Consider the following 16,416-nt stretch of genomic DNA (forward strand, 5'->3'; position numbering starts at 1 on the left):
AGGAGTTCCACATCGACGGCCTCCGCGTCGACGCGGTGGCCTCCATGCTCTACCTCGACTACTCCCGCGAGGACGGGCAGTGGAGCCCCAACGAGTTCGGCGGCCGGGACAACCCCGACGCGGTGGCGTTCCTCCAGGAGATGAACGCCACCGTGTACCGCCGCAACCCGGGCGTCGTCACGATGGCGGAGGAGTCGACCGCCTGGGACGGCGTCACCCGTCCGACCTCCGAGGACGGCCTCGGGTTCGGGCTGAAGTGGAACATGGGCTGGATGCACGACTCGCTGGAGTACATCCAGCACGAGCCGATCCACCGCAAGTACCACCACAACGAGATGACGTTCTCGATGGTGTACGCGTACAGCGAGAACTACGTACTGCCGATCTCCCACGACGAGGTCGTCCACGGCAAGCAGTCACTCGTCTCCAAGATGCCCGGCGACTGGTGGCAGCAGCGGGCCAACCTGCGCGCCTACCTGGCCTTCATGTGGGCCCACCCCGGCAAGCAACTCCTCTTCATGGGGCAGGAGTTCGCGCAGGGCGGTGAGTGGAAGGAGGCCGACGGTCCGAACTGGTGGCTGCTCGACCCGGCCTATGGTGCCGAGGCCGACCACCGGGGTGTGCAGGATCTCGTCCGTGACCTGAACAAGGAGTACCGCGCCGACCCGGCCCTCTGGGAGCGCGACACCGATCCTTCGGGCTTCAGGTGGGTGATGGGCGACGCGGCCGACGACAACGTGTTCGCGTTCCTGCGCCACGCCGCCGACGGCACGCCTCTCCTGGCCGTCTCGCACTTCTCCCCCGCCGTCCGCCACAACTACCGCCTCGGCGTCCCCGAGGACATCTCCGCCTGGCGCGAGGTCCTCAACACCGACGCGCTGCGCTACGGCGGCAGCGACGTCACCAACCCCGAGCCGGTGAAGGCGGAGGCGATCGGCATGCACGGCCGTCCGACGAGCATCGAGCTGACGCTGCCGCCGCTGGCGACGGTGTGGCTGCGGCCGGCCTGAGCCGACCGCGGCGACGACCCGGAAAGCCCGTCTCTCAGGGAGAGGCGGGCTTTCCCGCTGTGTGGAGCCAGGTGTGGAAGAGGCCGGAGAGGTCCTTGCCCGACTCCCGCTCGGAGAGCCGGACGAACTGGGCCGTCGTGCCGTGCCCGTCGCGGTGAGAGGCGGCCCAGCAGCGCAGGATGCGGAAGAACGCGCGGTCGCCGACGGCGGTCCGCAGCTCGTGCAGGGCCATGGCACCGCGGGCGTAGACGGGGGTCTCGAAGATGTGCTCGCCGCTGCCGGGATCGGCGGGCGGGAACGCCCACAGGTCCTTGCCGGCAGGGGTGGCGTACAGCGTGTCGAAGGTCTGCTGGGCGCTCTTGCCGCCGTGCTGCTCGGTGTAGAGCCACTCCGCGTACGTGGCGAAGCCCTCGTTGAGCCAGATGTCCTTCCACTTCGTCAGGGAGACGGAGTCACCGAACCACTGGTGGGCGCTCTCGTGGACGAGGGTGTCGAGGTCGGGCGCCGAGTCGTAGACGGGCCGTGTCTGGGTCTCCAGGGCGTAACCGACCTGCGGGGCCCGGTCGACGATGGCGCCGGCGGCGCGGAAGGGGTAGGGGCCGAAGAGCTTGCTCTCCCAGGCGAGGACGGAGGGCAGCTTCTTCAGCACCGGCGCGGCGTCGGCCGCCTCCCGGGGGTCGACGGCGTTGTAGACCTGGATGCCGTCGCGGGTGGTGTACCGCTCGACCTTGAACGTGCCGACGGTCGCCGTGGCGAGGTAGGCCGCCATCGGCTCGGACTGCCGCCAGCGGAAGGTGGTCCGCCCGTGGCTGGTCCGCTGCCCGAGCAGGACTCCGTTCGCGACGGCGGTCCGGCCCTGCGGAACCGTCACGGTGAAGTCGTACGAGGCCTTGTCGGTGGGGTGGCTGTTCGCCGGGAACCAGGTCATCGCGCCCTGCGGTTCGCCGGCCACGAAAGCGCCGTCGTCCGTGGGGATCCAGCCGTCGAGCGAGCCGTCCGGGTCCGTGACGGGCTTGGGCGTACCGGCGTAGGCGACGGTGACACGGAACTCCTGGCCCGGGTGGAGGGCCTTGTGCGGGGTGACGACGAGTTCCTGTCCGGTGCGCCGGAAGGACGCCCTCGCGTGGTCGACGGTGACACCGGTGACCTTCAGGCCGTTGAGGTCGAGGTCGAAGCGGGTCAGCCGCTGCGTGGCGCGGGCGGTGACGACCGCCGTGCCGTCGAGATGCCGGGTCGCCGGATCGTAGCCGAGGGTCAGGTCGTAGTGGCGGACGTCGTAGCCGCCGTTGCCCGAGAGGGGGAAGTACGGGTCGCCCGCGCCCGCGGAGCCCGCGGTCCCGGCCGCCGTGGCGGGTCCGGCCGCGGTGAGCAGGGCGGCGAGCGCGACGGGAACGGCCGCGACGACGGCTTCGCGGCGCAGGACGGTCGTACGTCGTGCGGGCTGCTGCGGGCGTGGTCTCACGTTCGCTCCTCCGGTTCGACGGTGATCATCGCGCACAGCCTATGAGCCTCTCCGGCCGCTGCACCTTTCGATCAGGTCAAGTCCGGTCCGACCGACCCGTCCCGGCCGTCCCCCTGGCCGGACGGCGGGCCGGCGTGATGAAGTCGGTCCACGCGTCCGAAGATCCGGTGCCCGGCCGCCGTCACCGCCGGGCGCCCGCTCCTCCGGCGCCGCGGTGGGCCGACGGCACGTCAGGCCCCGTACACAGCAGAGGAGATGCTCGTGACCGGTACGTCGTCCACCTGGACCCAGGCCCCCGTGAGGGTGGGGCTCGTCGGCGCGGGACCCTGGGCACGGGCCGTGCACGCCCGGGTGCTCGCCGCCGGGCCGGAGACGCGGTTGACGTCGGTGTGGGCGCGCCGGCCGGAGGCGGCCCGGGAGACGGCCGAACCGTACGGCGCCGCCGTGGCCGCGTCCTTCGAGGAGCTGCTCGACACCTGCGAGGCGGTCGCCTTCTCGGTGCCGCCCGCCGTTCAGGCCGAACTCGCCCTGCGGGCAGCCGAGGCGGGCAAGGCTCTTCTCCTGGAGAAGCCCCTCGCGCTCGATCTGCCGTCGGCGCGGCGGCTCGTGGACGCCATCGACGCGGCGGGCGTCGTCTCCCAACTCGTCCTGACCAACCGCTACCACCCGGCCACCCGGCGGTTCCTCGACGAGGCGCGGGCCCTCGACGTCTCGGGTGCCCGGTCCTGCATGGTGGGCGGCGCCTTCCTGGGCGGTGACTTCGCGACGCCCTGGCGGCTGGAGCACGGGGCGCTGCTGGACATCGGGCCGCATCTGCTCGATCTGCTGGACGCGGCGCTCGGGCCGATCGTCCGGGTCCGCGGTGCGGGTGATCCGCGGCGTTGGGTCGAGCTGACCTGCGAGCACGAGGGGGGTGCGGTCAGCCAGGCCTCGCTGTCGGGGTCGGTGGAGGTCGAACGGGGCATCACCCGGATCGAACTGTTCGGCCGGCATCCGGAGGTGGTCTTCGACGGCGGGGCGCTCGACCACGAGGAGTCCTGGCCGGTGCTGCGCCGCGAGTTCGCCGCGGCGGTGCGGTCGGGGCGGTCCGGCGAACTCGACGCCCATCGGGGGCTGCGGCTCCAGACGCTGATCTCCCAGGCGCTGGAGGGCTGAGGGCACGGCGGGCGGGGGCGGGGCCGTTCAGGGGAAAGGGACGACGGGCCGGAGTGTGCGCCCGGCGGTGTGTCGACACAACACCTGTGAACCTGCCGCTGATCGCCCCCATGCTCGCGACACCCGGAACACTGCCGGCCCCGGGACAGGACATGCGCTGGGCCTACGAGACGAAGCACGACGGCCAGCGCGCGGTGGTCTATCTGCCCGGCGACGGCAGCGTGCGGCTGCGGGCCCGGTCGGGCGAGGACATCACCGCGGCCTATCCGGAACTGCGCGCCCTCGGCGGTGTCCTCGGCACGACGCCGGCGGTCCTGGACGGCGAGGTGCTGGTCCTGGACGAACAGGGCCGCGGCGACTTCCAGTTGCTCCAGTCCCGGATGGGCCTCGCCGGGTCGCCGGGCAAGGCGCTCCGGCTCGTGGACCGGGCGCCCGCCCATCTGGTCGTGTTCGACGTGCTCCGGCTCGGCGACGATCGGACCGGTCTGCGTTACGAGGTGCGGCGGCGGACGCTGGAGGAGCTGGCGCTGGAGGGACCTTTCTGGTCGACCCCGGCGGCCTTGGTGGGCCACGGCGAACTGGCGCTCCGGGCGACGCGGGAGAGCGGTCTGGAGGGTCTTGTCTGCAAGCGGCTGGACTCCGTGTACGAGCCGGGGACGCGTTCCCGGTCCTGGATCAAGATCCGCAACATGCGCACGGCGGATGTCGTCGTGGGCGGCTGGGTGCCCGGCCGGGGGCGTCTGTCGGGGCTGCCCGGCGCGGTGCTCGTGGGGCAGCGCGCCGCCGGGCGGCTGCGCTACGTCGGGAGTGTGGGGACCGGCTGGAACGCGGCGGAGCGCACCGAACTGGCCCGGCTGCTGGGGGCCTCGGGGACGGACCGCTGTCCTTTCGACACGGTCCCGCGCGCGGCCGAGGCACGCTGGGTGCTGCCCCGGCTGGTGGGCGAGGTCCGCTACAGCACCCGTACCCGCGCGGGCCTGCTGCGCCAGCCCTCCTGGCTGCGGCTGCGCCCCGACCTCACTCCCGAGGAGTCGGCGGCGGATCTCCCGTAGTCGGCGGGCCGGTTCACGGCGCACGAAGGAGCCGGCCGCTCGCGGGCGGTCGGCTCCTCGGTGTCCCGGCTCAGGTTCTGCCGGGTCCGCCGCTGCCGAAGGATCCGCTGGATCCCGGTTGCCAGCGCTTGCGATGCTGGTCGTCGGCGTGCTTGGTGCTGGAGGAGTGCATGTTGTACGGCATCAGCCGTTCACTCTCGTTGGCGGCGTGCGGGACCTCGTCGGGTTCCCTCATCTCCCGCTCCTCGTGGACCGCTCCGCCCTCGGGCAGGTGCGGCTGCTCCTCGGCGGTCGGTGGGGCCGATTCCTGGCCCCGCACCCTGATTCCCATCCGGACCGCCCAGACGAGGGCGGCCACGATGACCAGGCCACCGACGAAAGCGGCGACCACATTGGTCGTCGAACTCGCCAGGATCACTTCTTGGCTCGCGATGTACATGATGGTCGCGTACCCCCAATACAAGGGGAGATCTGCGTACTAATCCGTCAGCGACGGCTATCCCATTATATTCCGGATCATTTCGGGCGCCGCCACCTGTTCACGCCGGACGGTGTGCCACGGCCCCGAACATCGTCACGGACATGTGCAGTCCGCCCTGCCGGGCCGCTTCCGCGAGCTCCTCGTAGAGGCGGTCCCGCTGGGCTTCGCCGATGAGACCGCGGCGCGTCGCCGACTCGGCCATCATCCGGATCAGCGGCCAGGCCACGGAGGTGTGGTCCTGGAGCAGCGCCTGCGAGCCCCGGTCGTCGATCACCAGTCCGGCGGCCGTCAGCCGGCCCACCAGCTTGCGTCCCGAGTACGGGTCGGCCGCCGCGGACAGCGCGCCGGAGGTCAGCGCGGCCACCGTCTCGGGGTCGCCGGGGTGCAGGATCGTGGTGGCCCAGTCGGTGTCCAGCAGGGCGACGCGACCGCCGGGGCGCAGCACGCGGGCGATCTCGACGACGGCCTTCTCCGGCTCGGCGAGGTGCTGGAGCACCCGCTCGCACCACACGACGTCCACGGTGGAGTCGGGCAGCGGCAGGGAGAGGGCGTCACCGTCGGCGAAGCGCGCGGAACTGCCGGCCTCGGCCGCCCGCTGCTCGGCGACGGCCCGCAGTCCGGGGTTCGGTTCGAGGCCGAGCACCCTGCCCTGGGGGCCGACCGCGGACGCGAGATTCCGGGTCTGGGAACCTGTCCCGGCGCCGATGTCGAGGGCCCGCTCCCCGGGGCGGACGGCCAGGGCCGAGTGGGCCCAGGAGCGCAGCCTGTGCACGCCGTTGTTGACGTCCTGTGCGTCCAGGGCACCGACCAGACGGGCCGTGCTGTCCACGCTGGTGTTGGGCGCGTGGAAATCCGAAGTGGGTCGCGTGTCCCGCATGGCGGTCACTCTAGAACCACCTTGGTCGTTTCCGTATTCAGATTGTGTAACGCCTCAGGGCCGGGGTGACGAAGGCCAGTACGAGCACCGCCACGACCACCAGGACGCCGCCTCCCGCGACCGCGGCCTGCGCGCCGAACAGTGATCCGGCCGTGCCGTGCAGGACGTCGGCGACGCGCGGTCCGCCCACGACGACCACGGTGAAGACACCCTGGAGCCGGCCGCGCATCTCGTCGGTGGCGGCGGACAGCAGGATCGCGCCGCGGAAGACCATGGAGACCATGTCCGCCACACCCGCCAGGGCGAGGAAGACCACCGCGATCCAGAGGCTGTCGCTGAGCCCGAACCCCGCGATGGCCGCGCCCCAGGCGGCGACCGAGGCGATGACCATCAGCCCGTGCCGCCGGGCCCGGGAGAAGGTGCCCGACAGCAGTCCGCCGAGGACCGCCCCGATGGGGACCGCCGCGAAGAGCAGGCCGAGCGCAAGACCCTCGCCGTAGGGGGCGTACGTCTCGGCGGCGAGCTGCGGGAACAGGGCGCGGGGCATGCCGAAGACCATGGCGATGATGTCGGCCAGGAAGGAGAGCAGCAGCACCTTGTGCAGGGCGATGTAGCGGAAGCCGGCGGCGACCTCGCGCCAGCCGGCCCGCCGGGAGCCGGCGCCGGTGAGCGGTGGCAGGGCGGGCAGCTTGACGACCGCCCACACGGTGACGCTCAGGGCGAGGGCGTCGATCAGGTACAGCTCGGGCAGCCCGATGAGCGGGATGAGGGCGCCCGCCAGCATCGGGCCGGCCACCGAGCCGGTCTGCATGACGGTCGATCCGAGCGCGTTGGCGGCGGGCAGTTCGTCCGCGGGCACGAGCCGGGCGATGGAGGCGCTGCGCGCCGGGGAGTTGAGACCGAAGAAGGCCTGCTGGAGGGCGAGCAGGACCATCAGGACGAGCACCGACTCCAGGCCGGTGACGGCCTGGACCCAGAAGAGCAGCGACGTGACGGCTATGCCGCAGTTGGTGACCAGCAGGAGCTTGCGGCGGTCCATGCTGTCGGCGATGGCGCCGCCCCACAGGGCGAAGAACACCAGCGGCAGCAGTCCGGCGAGGCTCGCGTACCCGACCCAGGCCGAGGAGCCGGTGATGTCGTAGATCTGCTTGGGCACGGCGACCGCGGTGAGCTGGCTGCCGACGGCGGTCACGGCGGTCGACGACCACAGCCTGCGGTAGGCGGGGCGGCGCAGCGGCCGGGTGTCCATGGCCCAGCGGCGCCATCCGGTCCGGCCCGGCTGTTCCCTGGCCTTGTCCGCCCCCGCGTCCTGCGGGGCGGCGGCGCTGTCCGTGTTGCTCTTGCTCGTGTCCACGCTCGTCCTGGTTGCTTGGTACATCTTTCGATTCAGGGATCACTATGGCCGAGCGCGAGGGACGCGTGCCCCCCGGGGGACCGGATTGGTGCACAGGGCCCGCACAGGTCCTGAATCGAACAGCAGGGACCGGGCCGCACCGTGGCGGGTGTACGGCGGCTCAGGCGCCGGCGACCAGCGCGGCGCCCATCGCGATCATCGTCACGGCGACCAGGCCGTCCAGCACCCGCCAGGCCGTGGGCCGGGCCAGCGGGCGGCTGAGCAGCCGGGCGCCGAACCCGAGGGCGGCGAACCAGCACAGACTCGCGAACGCCGCGCCCAGGCCGAACGTCCAGCGCAGCTGTCCGCGGTCGGCGGCCAGCGAGCCGAGCAGGAACACGGTGTCCAGATACACGTGCGGGTTCAGCCAGGTCAGCGCGAGGCAGGTGAGGACGGCGCGGCGCCACGAGGTCGCGGATCCGGTCGCGGCCCGCAGCGCTGACGGCCGCAGGACCCGCCGCGCCGCGAGGGCTCCGTAGACGATGAGGAAGCAGCCGCCGACGAGGCCGACCGCGGTGAGCGCGGCGGGCCAGGCCACCACCAGCGCGCCGACGCCACCGACCCCGAGGGCGATGAGAGCCGCGTCGGACAGGGCACAGATGCCCACCACCGCGAGGACCGCGTCCCGGCGGATGCCCTGGCGCAGGACGAAGGCGTTCTGCGCGCCGATGGCGACGATGAGGGAGAGACCGGAGCCGAATCCGGCGACCGCTGTGGTGAGGGCGTCTGTCATGCCGTCGACGCTAGAAAGCCGATCGTCGGGAGTACAGCTAAAGATTCTTACGTATCATTAGCGCTCGTGATGACGGAACTGCCGCTCGACCAGGTCCGCACGCTTCTCGCTGTGGTCGACGAGGGCACCTTCGACGCCGCGGCGGCAGCCCTCCATGTCACGCCCTCGGCGGTGAGCCAGCGCGTCAAGTCACTCGAACAGCGCACCGGCCGGGTCCTGCTCATGCGGACGAAGCCGGTGCGCCCGACCGAGTCCGGCGAGATCGTCGTCCGGTTCGCCCGGCAGCTGGCCCGGCTGGAGGGCGAGGCGCAGGCCGAGCTGGGCATGCCGGGCTCCGGAGAGCCCACCCGGCTGTCGATCGCGGTGAACGCCGACTCGCTGGCGACCTGGTTCCTGCCGGCGCTCACCCGCGTACCGCCTGGGCTGCGGCTCTGCTTCGAGCTGCGCCGCGAGGACGAGGACCACACGGCCGCGCTGCTGCGCGAAGGAGCGGTGATGGCGGCCGTGACGTCGTCGCCGGACCCCGTGGCGGGCTGCTCGGTCCGCGCGCTCGGGCGGCTGCGGTATCTGCCGGTGGCGGCGCCTTCGTACGCCGAGGAGTGGCTCGGCACCCGGGCCGGCACGCCGCTGCACGAGGTGATCGCCGCCGCGCCGGTGGTGGTCTTCGACCGGAACGACGACTTCCAGGACGACTTCGTCCGGTCCCTCACCGGCGGCGGGGCGAGCGCGCTGCGCCACTTCGTCCCCACCTCGGAGGGGTTCGTCGCGTCCGTGGCGGCCGGTATGGGCTGGGGCATGGTGCCGGAGGTCCAGGCCCGGCCGCTGCTGGACGGTGGCCGGCTGGTCCACCTGCTGCCGGGGCGGAGCGTCGACGTGCCGCTGTTCTGGCAGCAGTGGAAGCTCGACTTCCCCGCGCTCGGCGCGATGGCCGAGGCCGTGGCGGCCGTCGCCGCCGAGAAGCTGGACCAGGGTCCGGCCGTCTGAATCACTGCCTTCCGGACGGGCTCCGGACCGCGCGCGACCCGGTATCTTCGCGCTGAGCACATCCGGGCACGACCGGAATGCGCGGGTTCCGTCCCGGTGCCGCGGGCGGTGCCGAGGTGCGGTCAGGGACCTGGGAGGCGCATTCTTGCTGTGTTACCCACCTGGCGGCGGGCGGACGAGGGCAGATCGATGACAGGGAGCGCCGAACGCGAGGACCGGGATCCTGACGGCCTGGCCACCCTGCTCAGTGACGCGGTGACGGACGGGATCCGCGCGGCCCGCGGCTTCGCCGGCGGCGTCTATCTGCGGTCCGGTACGCCGGGTCTGCTGCGTCTCGCGGTGCTCGCCGGACTGCCGGGGCCGCTCTTCCGCCCCTGGTGGCGCATGCACGTGGAGCGGCCGTTCCCGGTCGCCGACGCCCATCGGCTCGGTGTCGAGGTCCTGCTCGCCGACCCGACGGAGACGATGCGCCGCTACCCGCAGCTCGCGGCGGGCCTGCCGTTCCGGTTCGGTTCGCTGTACGTCCCCGTCGTGGGCGGCACGACCCCGTACGGCGTCCTCACCGTCCTGCGCCCCCCGGCCTCGGACGCCACCGAGGTGCTGCCGGACCGGGACCGGATGACGGCGGTCGCGGAGGAGCTGGGGGCGGCGCTGGCCGTGCTGGCCAAGGACGGGTGCCCGGTGGTGTGGGACGCGGAGCCGGTGTGCGCGCGCCCACCGGCCGAAGGCCCCTCCTCCCGGACCGTCGGCGGCTTCACCTGGGACCCGGTCACCGACATGGTGATCGCGGACGACGCCCTGTGGGCACTGCTCGGAACCCGGCACGAGACGTTCCCCGGCACACCCGAGGCGCTCGCGGACGCGGTGGCCCACGACGAGCCCCGGCTGCTGCTGGCCGCCCTGCGCGAGACGGCCGCGGGCCGGCCGCCGCCCCACCCGTTGCCCGTACGCACCGGCAGCGGCGGGCTGCGGCTGCTCGACCTGTGGCCGTCGGGCGGGACGGGCCGGACGGGCGGCGCGCCGTACCGCGTCAGTGGTGTGCTCGTCGACCCGGGGCCGGGACCCGCCGCGGGAGGAGCGGCCGACCAGCTCCCGGAGGGAGTCTTCGCCCTCGACCGGCTCGGGCTGATCACCTACGCCAATCCGCGCGCCGCGGAACTGCTCGGCCGGCCCCGCGCCGAACTCCTCGGGCGGCCGCTGTGGGACGCGGTCCCGTGGATGGCCCGGCCCGCGTACGAGGACCATCTGCGGGGCGCGCTGCTCTCCACGGACCCCGTGCACTTCCGGGCCCGCGGCCCGCTGCCGAACGACGCCCGGAGCGCTCCGGGAACCACGGGCGAGGCCTGGCTGAGTCTGTCCGTCTACCCCGGCCCCGGTGGTGTGACGTGCAAGGTCGTGCCGCTCGGCCGGGCCGCGGAGACCACCGGCAACGCTCCGTTCGGGACCGAGCCCGCACGCTCCGCACCCCTGGACCCGGACGAGGCAGAGTCCGGAACCGCGGCGACGGCGCCGCTGTACCGGCCCATCGTCCTCGCCATCGCCCTGGCGGAGGCCGTGACCGCGCGGCAGGTGTCCGAGGTGGTGATGCGTGAACTGCTGCCCGCGTTCGGCAGCCGCCGTCTGGCGATCTACCTGCTCCAGGACCGCCGTCTGTACCTGGCCTGGGAGACCGGCTTCCCGCAGGGATTCCTCGCCCCCTTCGACGGCGTCGGCCTGGACGCCCGGCTGCCCGGCGTCGAGACACTCACCAGTGGCCGTCCACTCTTCTTCGAGTCGATGCAGCAGATGGCCGCCGCCTATCCGGGCATCGCCCTCGACGCCAAGGTCGGCGCCCGGGCGTTCCTGCCGCTGATCGCCTCCGGGCGTCCGGTCGGATCCTGCATCCTCGGCTTCGACCGGCCCCGCACCTTCAGCACCGAGGAGCGGACGGTGCTGACCGCGCTGGCCGGTCTGATCGCGCAGTCTTTGGAGCGTGCGCGGCGCTACGACAACGAGGCGGCGCTCGCCCGCGGGCTCCAGGAGGCCCTGCTCCCGCACCGGTTGTCGGCACACCCGATGGTGCAGACGGCCGGCCGGTATCTGCCCGGCACGGTCGGTATGGAGGTGGGCGGCGACTGGTACGACGTCGTGGAGGCCGGCGACGGTCTCGCGCTGGTCATCGGCGACGTACAGGGCCACGGCGTCCAGGCGGCCGCCACCATGGGTCAACTGCGCAGCGCGGTACGGGCGTTCGCGCTCGGGGACCACGCCCCGGACGAGGTGATGAGCGGCACCAACCGGCTGCTCATCGACCTCGACCCGGGACAGTTCGCGAGTTGCTGCTACGTCCGGGTCGACCCGCTCACCGGCGTCGCCCGTGCGGCGCGGGCCGGGCATCCCCAGCCGCTGCTGCGCCATCCCGACGGGCGCACCGAGGTACTCGACCTGCCGGGCGGCGTGGTCCTCGGGGTGGATCCGCGGGCCGTGTACCCCGTGACGGAGCTGATGCTGGAACCCGAGGCGGTGCTGGCCCTGTACACGGACGGTCTGGTCGAGCAGCCGGGCAAGGACATCGACGACGGTGTCGAGGCGCTGCGCGCGACGCTCGCCGGGGCGGGCTCGCCGCAGCGCTTCCGTCCGGGCGGCCATTCCCTGTCGCACGCCGCCGACCTGCTCACCGCGGAGGCCCGGCGGGCCCACGCCCGCCCCGACGACATCGCCCTGCTCCTCACCACCCGCCGCGCACCCCGCGACGGGGACGGCCCGGGCTTCGTGTGACACCGCCCGGGAGTGGCGGCCCCGGTCAGTGGGCCTCGTCCAGGCGGGTCCGCTGGTCGGGCGTCAGCTCCAGGTCCACCGCCGCCAGGTTCTCCTCCAGTTGGGCCACCGAGGAGGCACCCGCCAGCGGGATCACGGGCAGTTCGGCGCCGATCTGCCAGGCCAGCACCACCTGGTTGAGAGTGGCGTCGGTCTCCTTGGCCACCTCGCGCAGCACCGCCAGCCGGGCGGCGGTGCCGGGGTGGTCGTAGTCGGAGGGCAGGGGTTTGTCCGGCCGGCCGTACGCTCCGCCCAGCAGCGGCGAGTACGCGACCAGGGTCAGGCCGGGTTCGGCGCCGAGGTAGCTGAGGAGTTCACCGGTCGCGGCGCCGAGGCCGCCCTCGGGGAAGAGTCCGCTCGGCACGTCGGAGCGGGGGCGCAGCAGACTGTGGTGGTACTGGAGGACCTCGTAGCCCGGTAGCCCGGCCGACGTGGCGAGGGCCCGGGCCCGTTCCACGCGCCAGACCGCGTGGTTGCTCACGCCGAGCAGTCCGACGCTTCCCTCGGCGACGAGGACGGCGAACGCCTCGACGGTCTCGCGGGGTTCGACCCCGCGGTCCTCTATGTGCGCGTACAGGAGGTCGATCTTCTCGACGCCGAGGCGTTCCCGGCTCCGCTCGGACGCCTCGCGGATCACCCGGGCGGAGAGTCCCTCGGGGTTGTCGGTGAAGCCGGTGCCGGGGGCCAGGGGGCGGGCGCCGAGCTTGGTGGCGAGGACGATCTCGTCGCCGATGCCCCGGCTGCGCCGCCAGCGGCCGAGGAGTTCCTCGCTCTGGCCGCCCTGGCCGCCGTCGGTCCAGAAGGCGTAGTTGTCGGACGTGTCGATGAAGTTGCCGCCGGCCTCGACGTACCGGTCGAGTACGGCGAAGGACGTCTTCTCGTCGGTCAGCGAGCCGAAGAGCATCGCGCCGAGCGCGAGCACACTCACCTCACGGCGGGTCGCGGGGTCGCTGCCGATGGTGCGGTACCGCATGGGTTCCCTCCCGTTCGGGCCCGAAGTCCTCGGGCCCGAACGGGAGTCTGGAGCTTGGAGTGCTCTTGAGGTCAAGCCCTCTTGAACGGGCCCTCCAGAGCGGCCCACTGCAACAGCATGATCGTCTTGGCGTCGGCGATCTCTCCGGTGCGGACCATGGAGAGCGCCTCACGGAAGGGCAGTTCGACCGTCTCGATGTCCTCGCCCTCCTCCTCCAGGCCCCCGCCCTCGTGGGTGCGGGTGGACGGGCCGTAGGAGGCCGCGTAGAAGCTCACCCGTTCGGTGACCGAGCCGGGGCTCATGTAGACGTCGAAGACGTGCTCGACCGTGCCGACGGTGTGCCCGGTCTCCTCGATGACCTCACGGCGCACGGCCTGTTCGGGATGCTCGTCCGCCTCGTCGAGGAGCCCGCCGGGGGTCTCGATCAGCATGCCGTCCGGGTGCCCGTTGACATACACGGGGTAGCGGAACTGCCTGGTCAGCAGCACGGTTTCGCGATCGGCGTCGTAGAGCAGCAGGGTGGCGCCGTTGCCCCGGTCGTGAGTCTCGCGCTCCTGGGTGCTCCAGGTCCCGTCGGCGAGCTGGAGGTCGAAGGTGGTGCTGCGCTCCACGTACCAGTGGCAGGACAGGAGGCGCACGTCGCGGATCTTGACCCGGGGGTTGCCGGTCAGGTCGCGGCCCACCTGGTCGAGTCCGGTGCGGCCCCTGCGGTCCGGAGTGTCGATGCCCGCGGTCATCGCGCGCCGGCCCGGTGGGAACGGGAGATGTCGTTCATGGGCCCTGTCTACCATCCCGGCAGCAAGATCCCTGCCCGAGCCGGGCCTCGCCCGTTTAGGCTCACCGCATGGAACAGACGGAGATCATCCTGCGCGCCATCGGCGTGCTCACCGAGACCAACGCCATGGTGCGCAGGATCGCCCAGGACGAGGAGGCCGGCGTCGAGTCGGCGGAGAACAACCTGGGCGCGCTCGTCACGGAGGTGTTCCCCCGGGTCGAGGTGCCCGGCGACGCCGGCCCGGCGGAGGCCGGGCAGGCGGTCGCGGACGCGTATCTGCCCGCGACCATCTCCCTGGTGGGCGCCTTCGCGTTCCTCTTCTCCGAACTCGCCGACCTCCACGACTCCGGCCGGACCGAGGTCAGCACGGCCGACCTGCTCCAGGATCTGGCGCTACGGATGTCCCGCGCCGGGAACGCGTAGCCGACTCGCCGGGCCGTCTCGCCTCTTCCGCTCGACGCGCACCCGGTCGATCACGGCCTGCCCGCCCCCGGCGGCGAAGGGGTCGCTCGACCGGGGCAGCCCCCAGTAGGGCGTGGTGACCTTGTTCCAGCCCGGGTTGGCAGCCGAAGTCCGCCAACACGGCTTCTGACTTCGGGAGTTGAACGCGGCCGGACGACGAACCGGCCGCGCCCGACGAATCGTCAGGAGTGCGGAACCACCGCCACCGGGCACGGAGCGTGGTGCATCACCGCGTGCGCCACGGAACCGATGCGGCTGCCCACCGCGGACCGCTCGGCGCGGCGCCCCACGACCATCAGCTGGGCCCGGTCGGAGAGGGACAGCAGCACCTGGCCCGCGCTGCCCATCTCCACGTGCTCGGTGACGGCCACCTCGGGATAGCGCTCCCGCCACGGCTGGAGCGCCTCGTCGAGGGCCTTCCGCTCGTACGGTTCCAGGCCGCCGGCCTCGTCGAGCAGCCGCAGCGAGGCGGGGCTGTAGGCGAACACCGGCGGCAGGCTCCAGGCCCGTACGGCCCGCACCGTGGCACCCCGGGCCGCGGCGGTCTCGAACGCGAACCGGAGCCCCTGCGCGCTGTCGTCGGGGCCGCCCTGCTGGCCCACGACGATCTCCCTGCCACCGGCCTCGCCCTCGGGGCGGTCCTCCGTGCGCACGAGGACGACCGGGCCGGGCGCCCGGGAGATCACCTGCTGGCCGACGGAGCCCAGCAGGAAGCCGACGAACGCGCCGTACCCGCGCGAGCCGAGGACCAGGACGCCCGCCGGGGTGGCGCTACGCAACAGCGCCTCCACCACCTCACCGTCGAGCACCTCGGCCGTCACCCGCAGACCGCCGTGCCGCTCGGTCACCGTACGGGCCGCGTCCTCGACCATGCCGCGCGCCCAGCGCTCCTGGTCCTCCCGGTCACCACCGCCGACCATGTCGTGCGGCGGCCAGTGCCAGGCGTACACCACTCTCAGGGGCACATCCCGGCGCACCGCCTCCCTGGCCGCCCAGCCGAGCGCCGCTCTGCTCTCGGGGGATCCGTCCACGCCCACGGTGATCGGGTCGGTCATACGCCTGCCTTCCGTCGCCGGCCCTCCCGCGCGGCCGGTGGCTCTTCCGTCCTGACCGGTCCAGTGTCCGCCACACACCTCGGCGCACCCGGCAGACCAGGGTGAACGGGCCCTGCGTGCCCCACCGGTCCGGCACTCCTGCCGAGCGGTCTCAGGCCGACGCGCGGACCACGATCTCCGGGTCGAAGATCAATGACGTGGGCTCGGTGCGGACGCCCCGGATGTGCTCGTCGAGCAGCCGGGCCATGGCCGCGGCCATCTCCTCCACCGGCTGGCGCACCGTGGTCAGCGGCGGTCGGCAGGTCACTGCCACACTGGAGTCGTCGAACCCGACGACCGCGACGTCGTCCGGCACCTGTCGGCCCTGTTCCCGCAGCACCTGGCACACGCCCTGCGCCATCAGGTCGTTCGCGGCGAACACCCCGTCCACGTCCGGGTGTTCGGACAGCAGCCCGGACATGGCGGCCATGCCGCTGTCCAGCGTGAACCCGCCCTCGGCGACCGGGACGTACGGGTGGCCCCTGCGGGCCATGGTGTCGCGGAACCCGGCGAGCCGGTCCTGGCTCGCGGCCACCCCGAGGGGCCCGGTCACGGTGACGATCCGCCGGCATCCCCGGTTCAGCAGGTGTTCGGCGGCGAGGCGCGCCCCGTCCCGATGGGCGAGGTCGACATAGCTGAGCGGAACGGGCCGGGTGGGGCGGGCGAAGAGGACGGCGGGCAGGCCCGCGCCGGCGAGCAGCGCGGGCAGCGGGTCGTCGGCGTGCGTGGAGACGACGAGCGCGCCGTCGGCACTCCCCTGCCGCAGGTCGGTCAGCACCTGGTTCCTGGTGTCCGCGGACTCGGCGAACATCAGCAGCGGATGCATCGACCTCGGACGCAGGTACCCCACCACACCGCTGACGACCCGTCCGAAGAAGGGGTCCGCGAACACCCGTGCCGCGAAGGCGTTCTGCTCCTCCCCCGGGGTGTCGCCGGCGCCGGACACGATCAGGGCCACCGTCTGGCTCCGGCGGGTCACGAGCGATCTGGCGGCCCGGTTGGGCGCGTAACCGGTCCGCTCGATGGCCTCGCGCACCACTTCCTGAATTCCGGGGTCGACGTTGCGGACACCGTTGATGACCCGGGAAACGGTCGCGCGCGAGACTCCGGCCTCCCGCGCGACATCCTCCAGCGTGGGAGCCTGTCTGCTCATGGCGGCACCCTAACCG

General features: G+C 72.8%; 15 protein-coding genes. 6 read left to right on the forward strand and 9 right to left on the reverse strand.

Going from position 1 to position 16,416, the window contains the following annotated elements:
- On the forward strand, positions 1–1,010 hold a 1,010-nt coding region (gene glgB, locus AB0C62_RS39625), incomplete at its 5' end, for a 1,4-alpha-glucan branching enzyme (RefSeq protein WP_362981819.1).
- A 34-nt stretch (positions 1,011–1,044) separates the two neighbouring features.
- On the opposite strand, the gene AB0C62_RS39630 is transcribed toward glgB, so the two are convergent.
- Positions 1,045–2,472, reverse strand: coding sequence for a M1 family metallopeptidase (locus AB0C62_RS39630; protein WP_362981821.1), 1,428 nt, complete (start codon positions 2,470–2,472; stop codon positions 1,045–1,047).
- A gap of 261 nt (positions 2,473–2,733) precedes the next feature.
- Between AB0C62_RS39630 and AB0C62_RS39635 the strand changes: the two genes are divergently transcribed.
- Both AB0C62_RS39635 and AB0C62_RS39640 read left to right on the forward strand, forming a co-directional pair.
- Positions 2,734–3,627, forward strand: a complete 894-nt coding sequence (locus tag AB0C62_RS39635; RefSeq protein ID WP_362981823.1) for a Gfo/Idh/MocA family oxidoreductase — start codon at positions 2,734–2,736, stop codon at positions 3,625–3,627.
- 86 nt (positions 3,628–3,713) lie between these two features.
- Positions 3,714–4,679 (forward strand): ATP-dependent DNA ligase, encoded by a 966-nt coding sequence (locus tag AB0C62_RS39640; RefSeq protein WP_362981825.1) that lies wholly within the window; start codon positions 3,714–3,716, stop codon positions 4,677–4,679.
- Positions 4,680–4,749: 70 nt separating this feature from the next.
- Here the strand turns inward: AB0C62_RS39640 and AB0C62_RS39645 are convergent, their stop codons facing one another.
- From AB0C62_RS39645 to AB0C62_RS39660, 4 genes are all read right to left on the reverse strand, one after another.
- Positions 4,750–5,118, reverse strand: coding sequence for a DUF6479 family protein (locus tag AB0C62_RS39645; RefSeq protein ID WP_362981827.1), 369 nt, complete (start codon positions 5,116–5,118; stop codon positions 4,750–4,752).
- Positions 5,119–5,218: 100 nt separating this feature from the next.
- A complete protein-coding gene (locus AB0C62_RS39650; RefSeq protein ID WP_362981829.1) occupies positions 5,219–6,037 on the reverse strand; it encodes a methyltransferase domain-containing protein in 819 nt (272 codons plus the stop codon).
- A 37-nt stretch (positions 6,038–6,074) separates the two neighbouring features.
- Positions 6,075–7,391: an MFS transporter gene (locus AB0C62_RS39655; RefSeq protein ID WP_362981831.1), complete on the reverse strand. Its 1,317-nt coding sequence runs from the start codon at positions 7,389–7,391 to the stop codon at positions 6,075–6,077.
- A gap of 160 nt (positions 7,392–7,551) precedes the next feature.
- Positions 7,552–8,163, reverse strand: coding sequence for a LysE/ArgO family amino acid transporter (locus tag AB0C62_RS39660; protein ID WP_362981833.1), 612 nt, complete (start codon positions 8,161–8,163; stop codon positions 7,552–7,554).
- Positions 8,164–8,229: 66 nt separating this feature from the next.
- On the opposite strand from AB0C62_RS39660, the gene AB0C62_RS39665 reads away from it, so the two are divergent.
- Both AB0C62_RS39665 and AB0C62_RS39670 read left to right on the forward strand, forming a co-directional pair.
- On the forward strand, positions 8,230–9,147 hold the full coding sequence (locus AB0C62_RS39665; protein ID WP_362981835.1) for a LysR family transcriptional regulator ArgP: 918 nt from the start codon (positions 8,230–8,232) through the stop codon (positions 9,145–9,147).
- 189 nt (positions 9,148–9,336) lie between these two features.
- A complete protein-coding gene (locus AB0C62_RS39670; protein WP_362981837.1) occupies positions 9,337–11,904 on the forward strand; it encodes a SpoIIE family protein phosphatase in 2,568 nt (855 codons plus the stop codon).
- Positions 11,905–11,929: 25 nt separating this feature from the next.
- Here AB0C62_RS39670 and AB0C62_RS39675 read toward each other — a convergent pair whose 3' ends face one another.
- On the reverse strand, positions 11,930–12,916 hold the full coding sequence (locus AB0C62_RS39675; RefSeq protein ID WP_362981839.1) for an aldo/keto reductase: 987 nt from the start codon (positions 12,914–12,916) through the stop codon (positions 11,930–11,932).
- Positions 12,917–12,987: 71 nt separating this feature from the next.
- Positions 12,988–13,653, reverse strand: a complete 666-nt coding sequence (locus AB0C62_RS39680) for an NUDIX domain-containing protein (protein WP_362981841.1) — start codon at positions 13,651–13,653, stop codon at positions 12,988–12,990.
- Between the two features lie 107 nt (positions 13,654–13,760).
- Between AB0C62_RS39680 and AB0C62_RS39685 the strand changes: the two genes are divergently transcribed.
- Positions 13,761–14,114 (forward strand): hypothetical protein, encoded by a 354-nt coding sequence (locus AB0C62_RS39685; protein ID WP_362981842.1) that lies wholly within the window; start codon positions 13,761–13,763, stop codon positions 14,112–14,114.
- Between the two features lie 221 nt (positions 14,115–14,335).
- Here AB0C62_RS39685 and AB0C62_RS39690 read toward each other — a convergent pair whose 3' ends face one another.
- Complete coding sequence (locus tag AB0C62_RS39690) at positions 14,336–15,208, reverse strand: universal stress protein (RefSeq protein WP_362981844.1); 873 nt, start codon at positions 15,206–15,208, stop codon at positions 14,336–14,338.
- A 151-nt stretch (positions 15,209–15,359) separates the two neighbouring features.
- Complete coding sequence (locus AB0C62_RS39695; protein ID WP_362981846.1) at positions 15,360–16,400, reverse strand: LacI family DNA-binding transcriptional regulator; 1,041 nt, start codon at positions 16,398–16,400, stop codon at positions 15,360–15,362.
- Positions 16,401–16,416: the final 16 nt, after the last annotated feature.

Source organism: Streptomyces sp. NPDC048643, from assembly GCF_040650615.1.
GTDB lineage: Bacteria > Actinomycetota > Actinomycetes > Streptomycetales > Streptomycetaceae > Streptomyces.

What these genes read in the sequence shown, in the direction of transcription:
- AB0C62_RS39645 (WP_362981827.1), bottom strand. Translation starts at nt 5,118, where the DNA reads ATGTACATCGCGAGCCAAGAAGTGATCCTGGCGAGTTCGACGACCAAT.
- AB0C62_RS39650 (WP_362981829.1), bottom strand. Translation starts at nt 6,037, where the DNA reads ATGCGGGACACGCGACCCACTTCGGATTTCCACGCGCCCAACACCAGC.
- AB0C62_RS39660 (WP_362981833.1), bottom strand. Translation starts at nt 8,163, where the DNA reads ATGACAGACGCCCTCACCACAGCGGTCGCCGGATTCGGCTCCGGTCTC.
- AB0C62_RS39670 (WP_362981837.1), top strand. Translation starts at nt 9,337, where the DNA reads ATGACAGGGAGCGCCGAACGCGAGGACCGGGATCCTGACGGCCTGGCC.
- AB0C62_RS39675 (WP_362981839.1), bottom strand. Translation starts at nt 12,916, where the DNA reads ATGCGGTACCGCACCATCGGCAGCGACCCCGCGACCCGCCGTGAGGTG.
- AB0C62_RS39680 (WP_362981841.1), bottom strand. Translation starts at nt 13,653, where the DNA reads ATGACCGCGGGCATCGACACTCCGGACCGCAGGGGCCGCACCGGACTC.
- AB0C62_RS39685 (WP_362981842.1), top strand. Translation starts at nt 13,761, where the DNA reads ATGGAACAGACGGAGATCATCCTGCGCGCCATCGGCGTGCTCACCGAG.
- AB0C62_RS39690 (WP_362981844.1), bottom strand. Translation starts at nt 15,208, where the DNA reads ATGACCGACCCGATCACCGTGGGCGTGGACGGATCCCCCGAGAGCAGA.
- AB0C62_RS39695 (WP_362981846.1), bottom strand. Translation starts at nt 16,400, where the DNA reads ATGAGCAGACAGGCTCCCACGCTGGAGGATGTCGCGCGGGAGGCCGGA.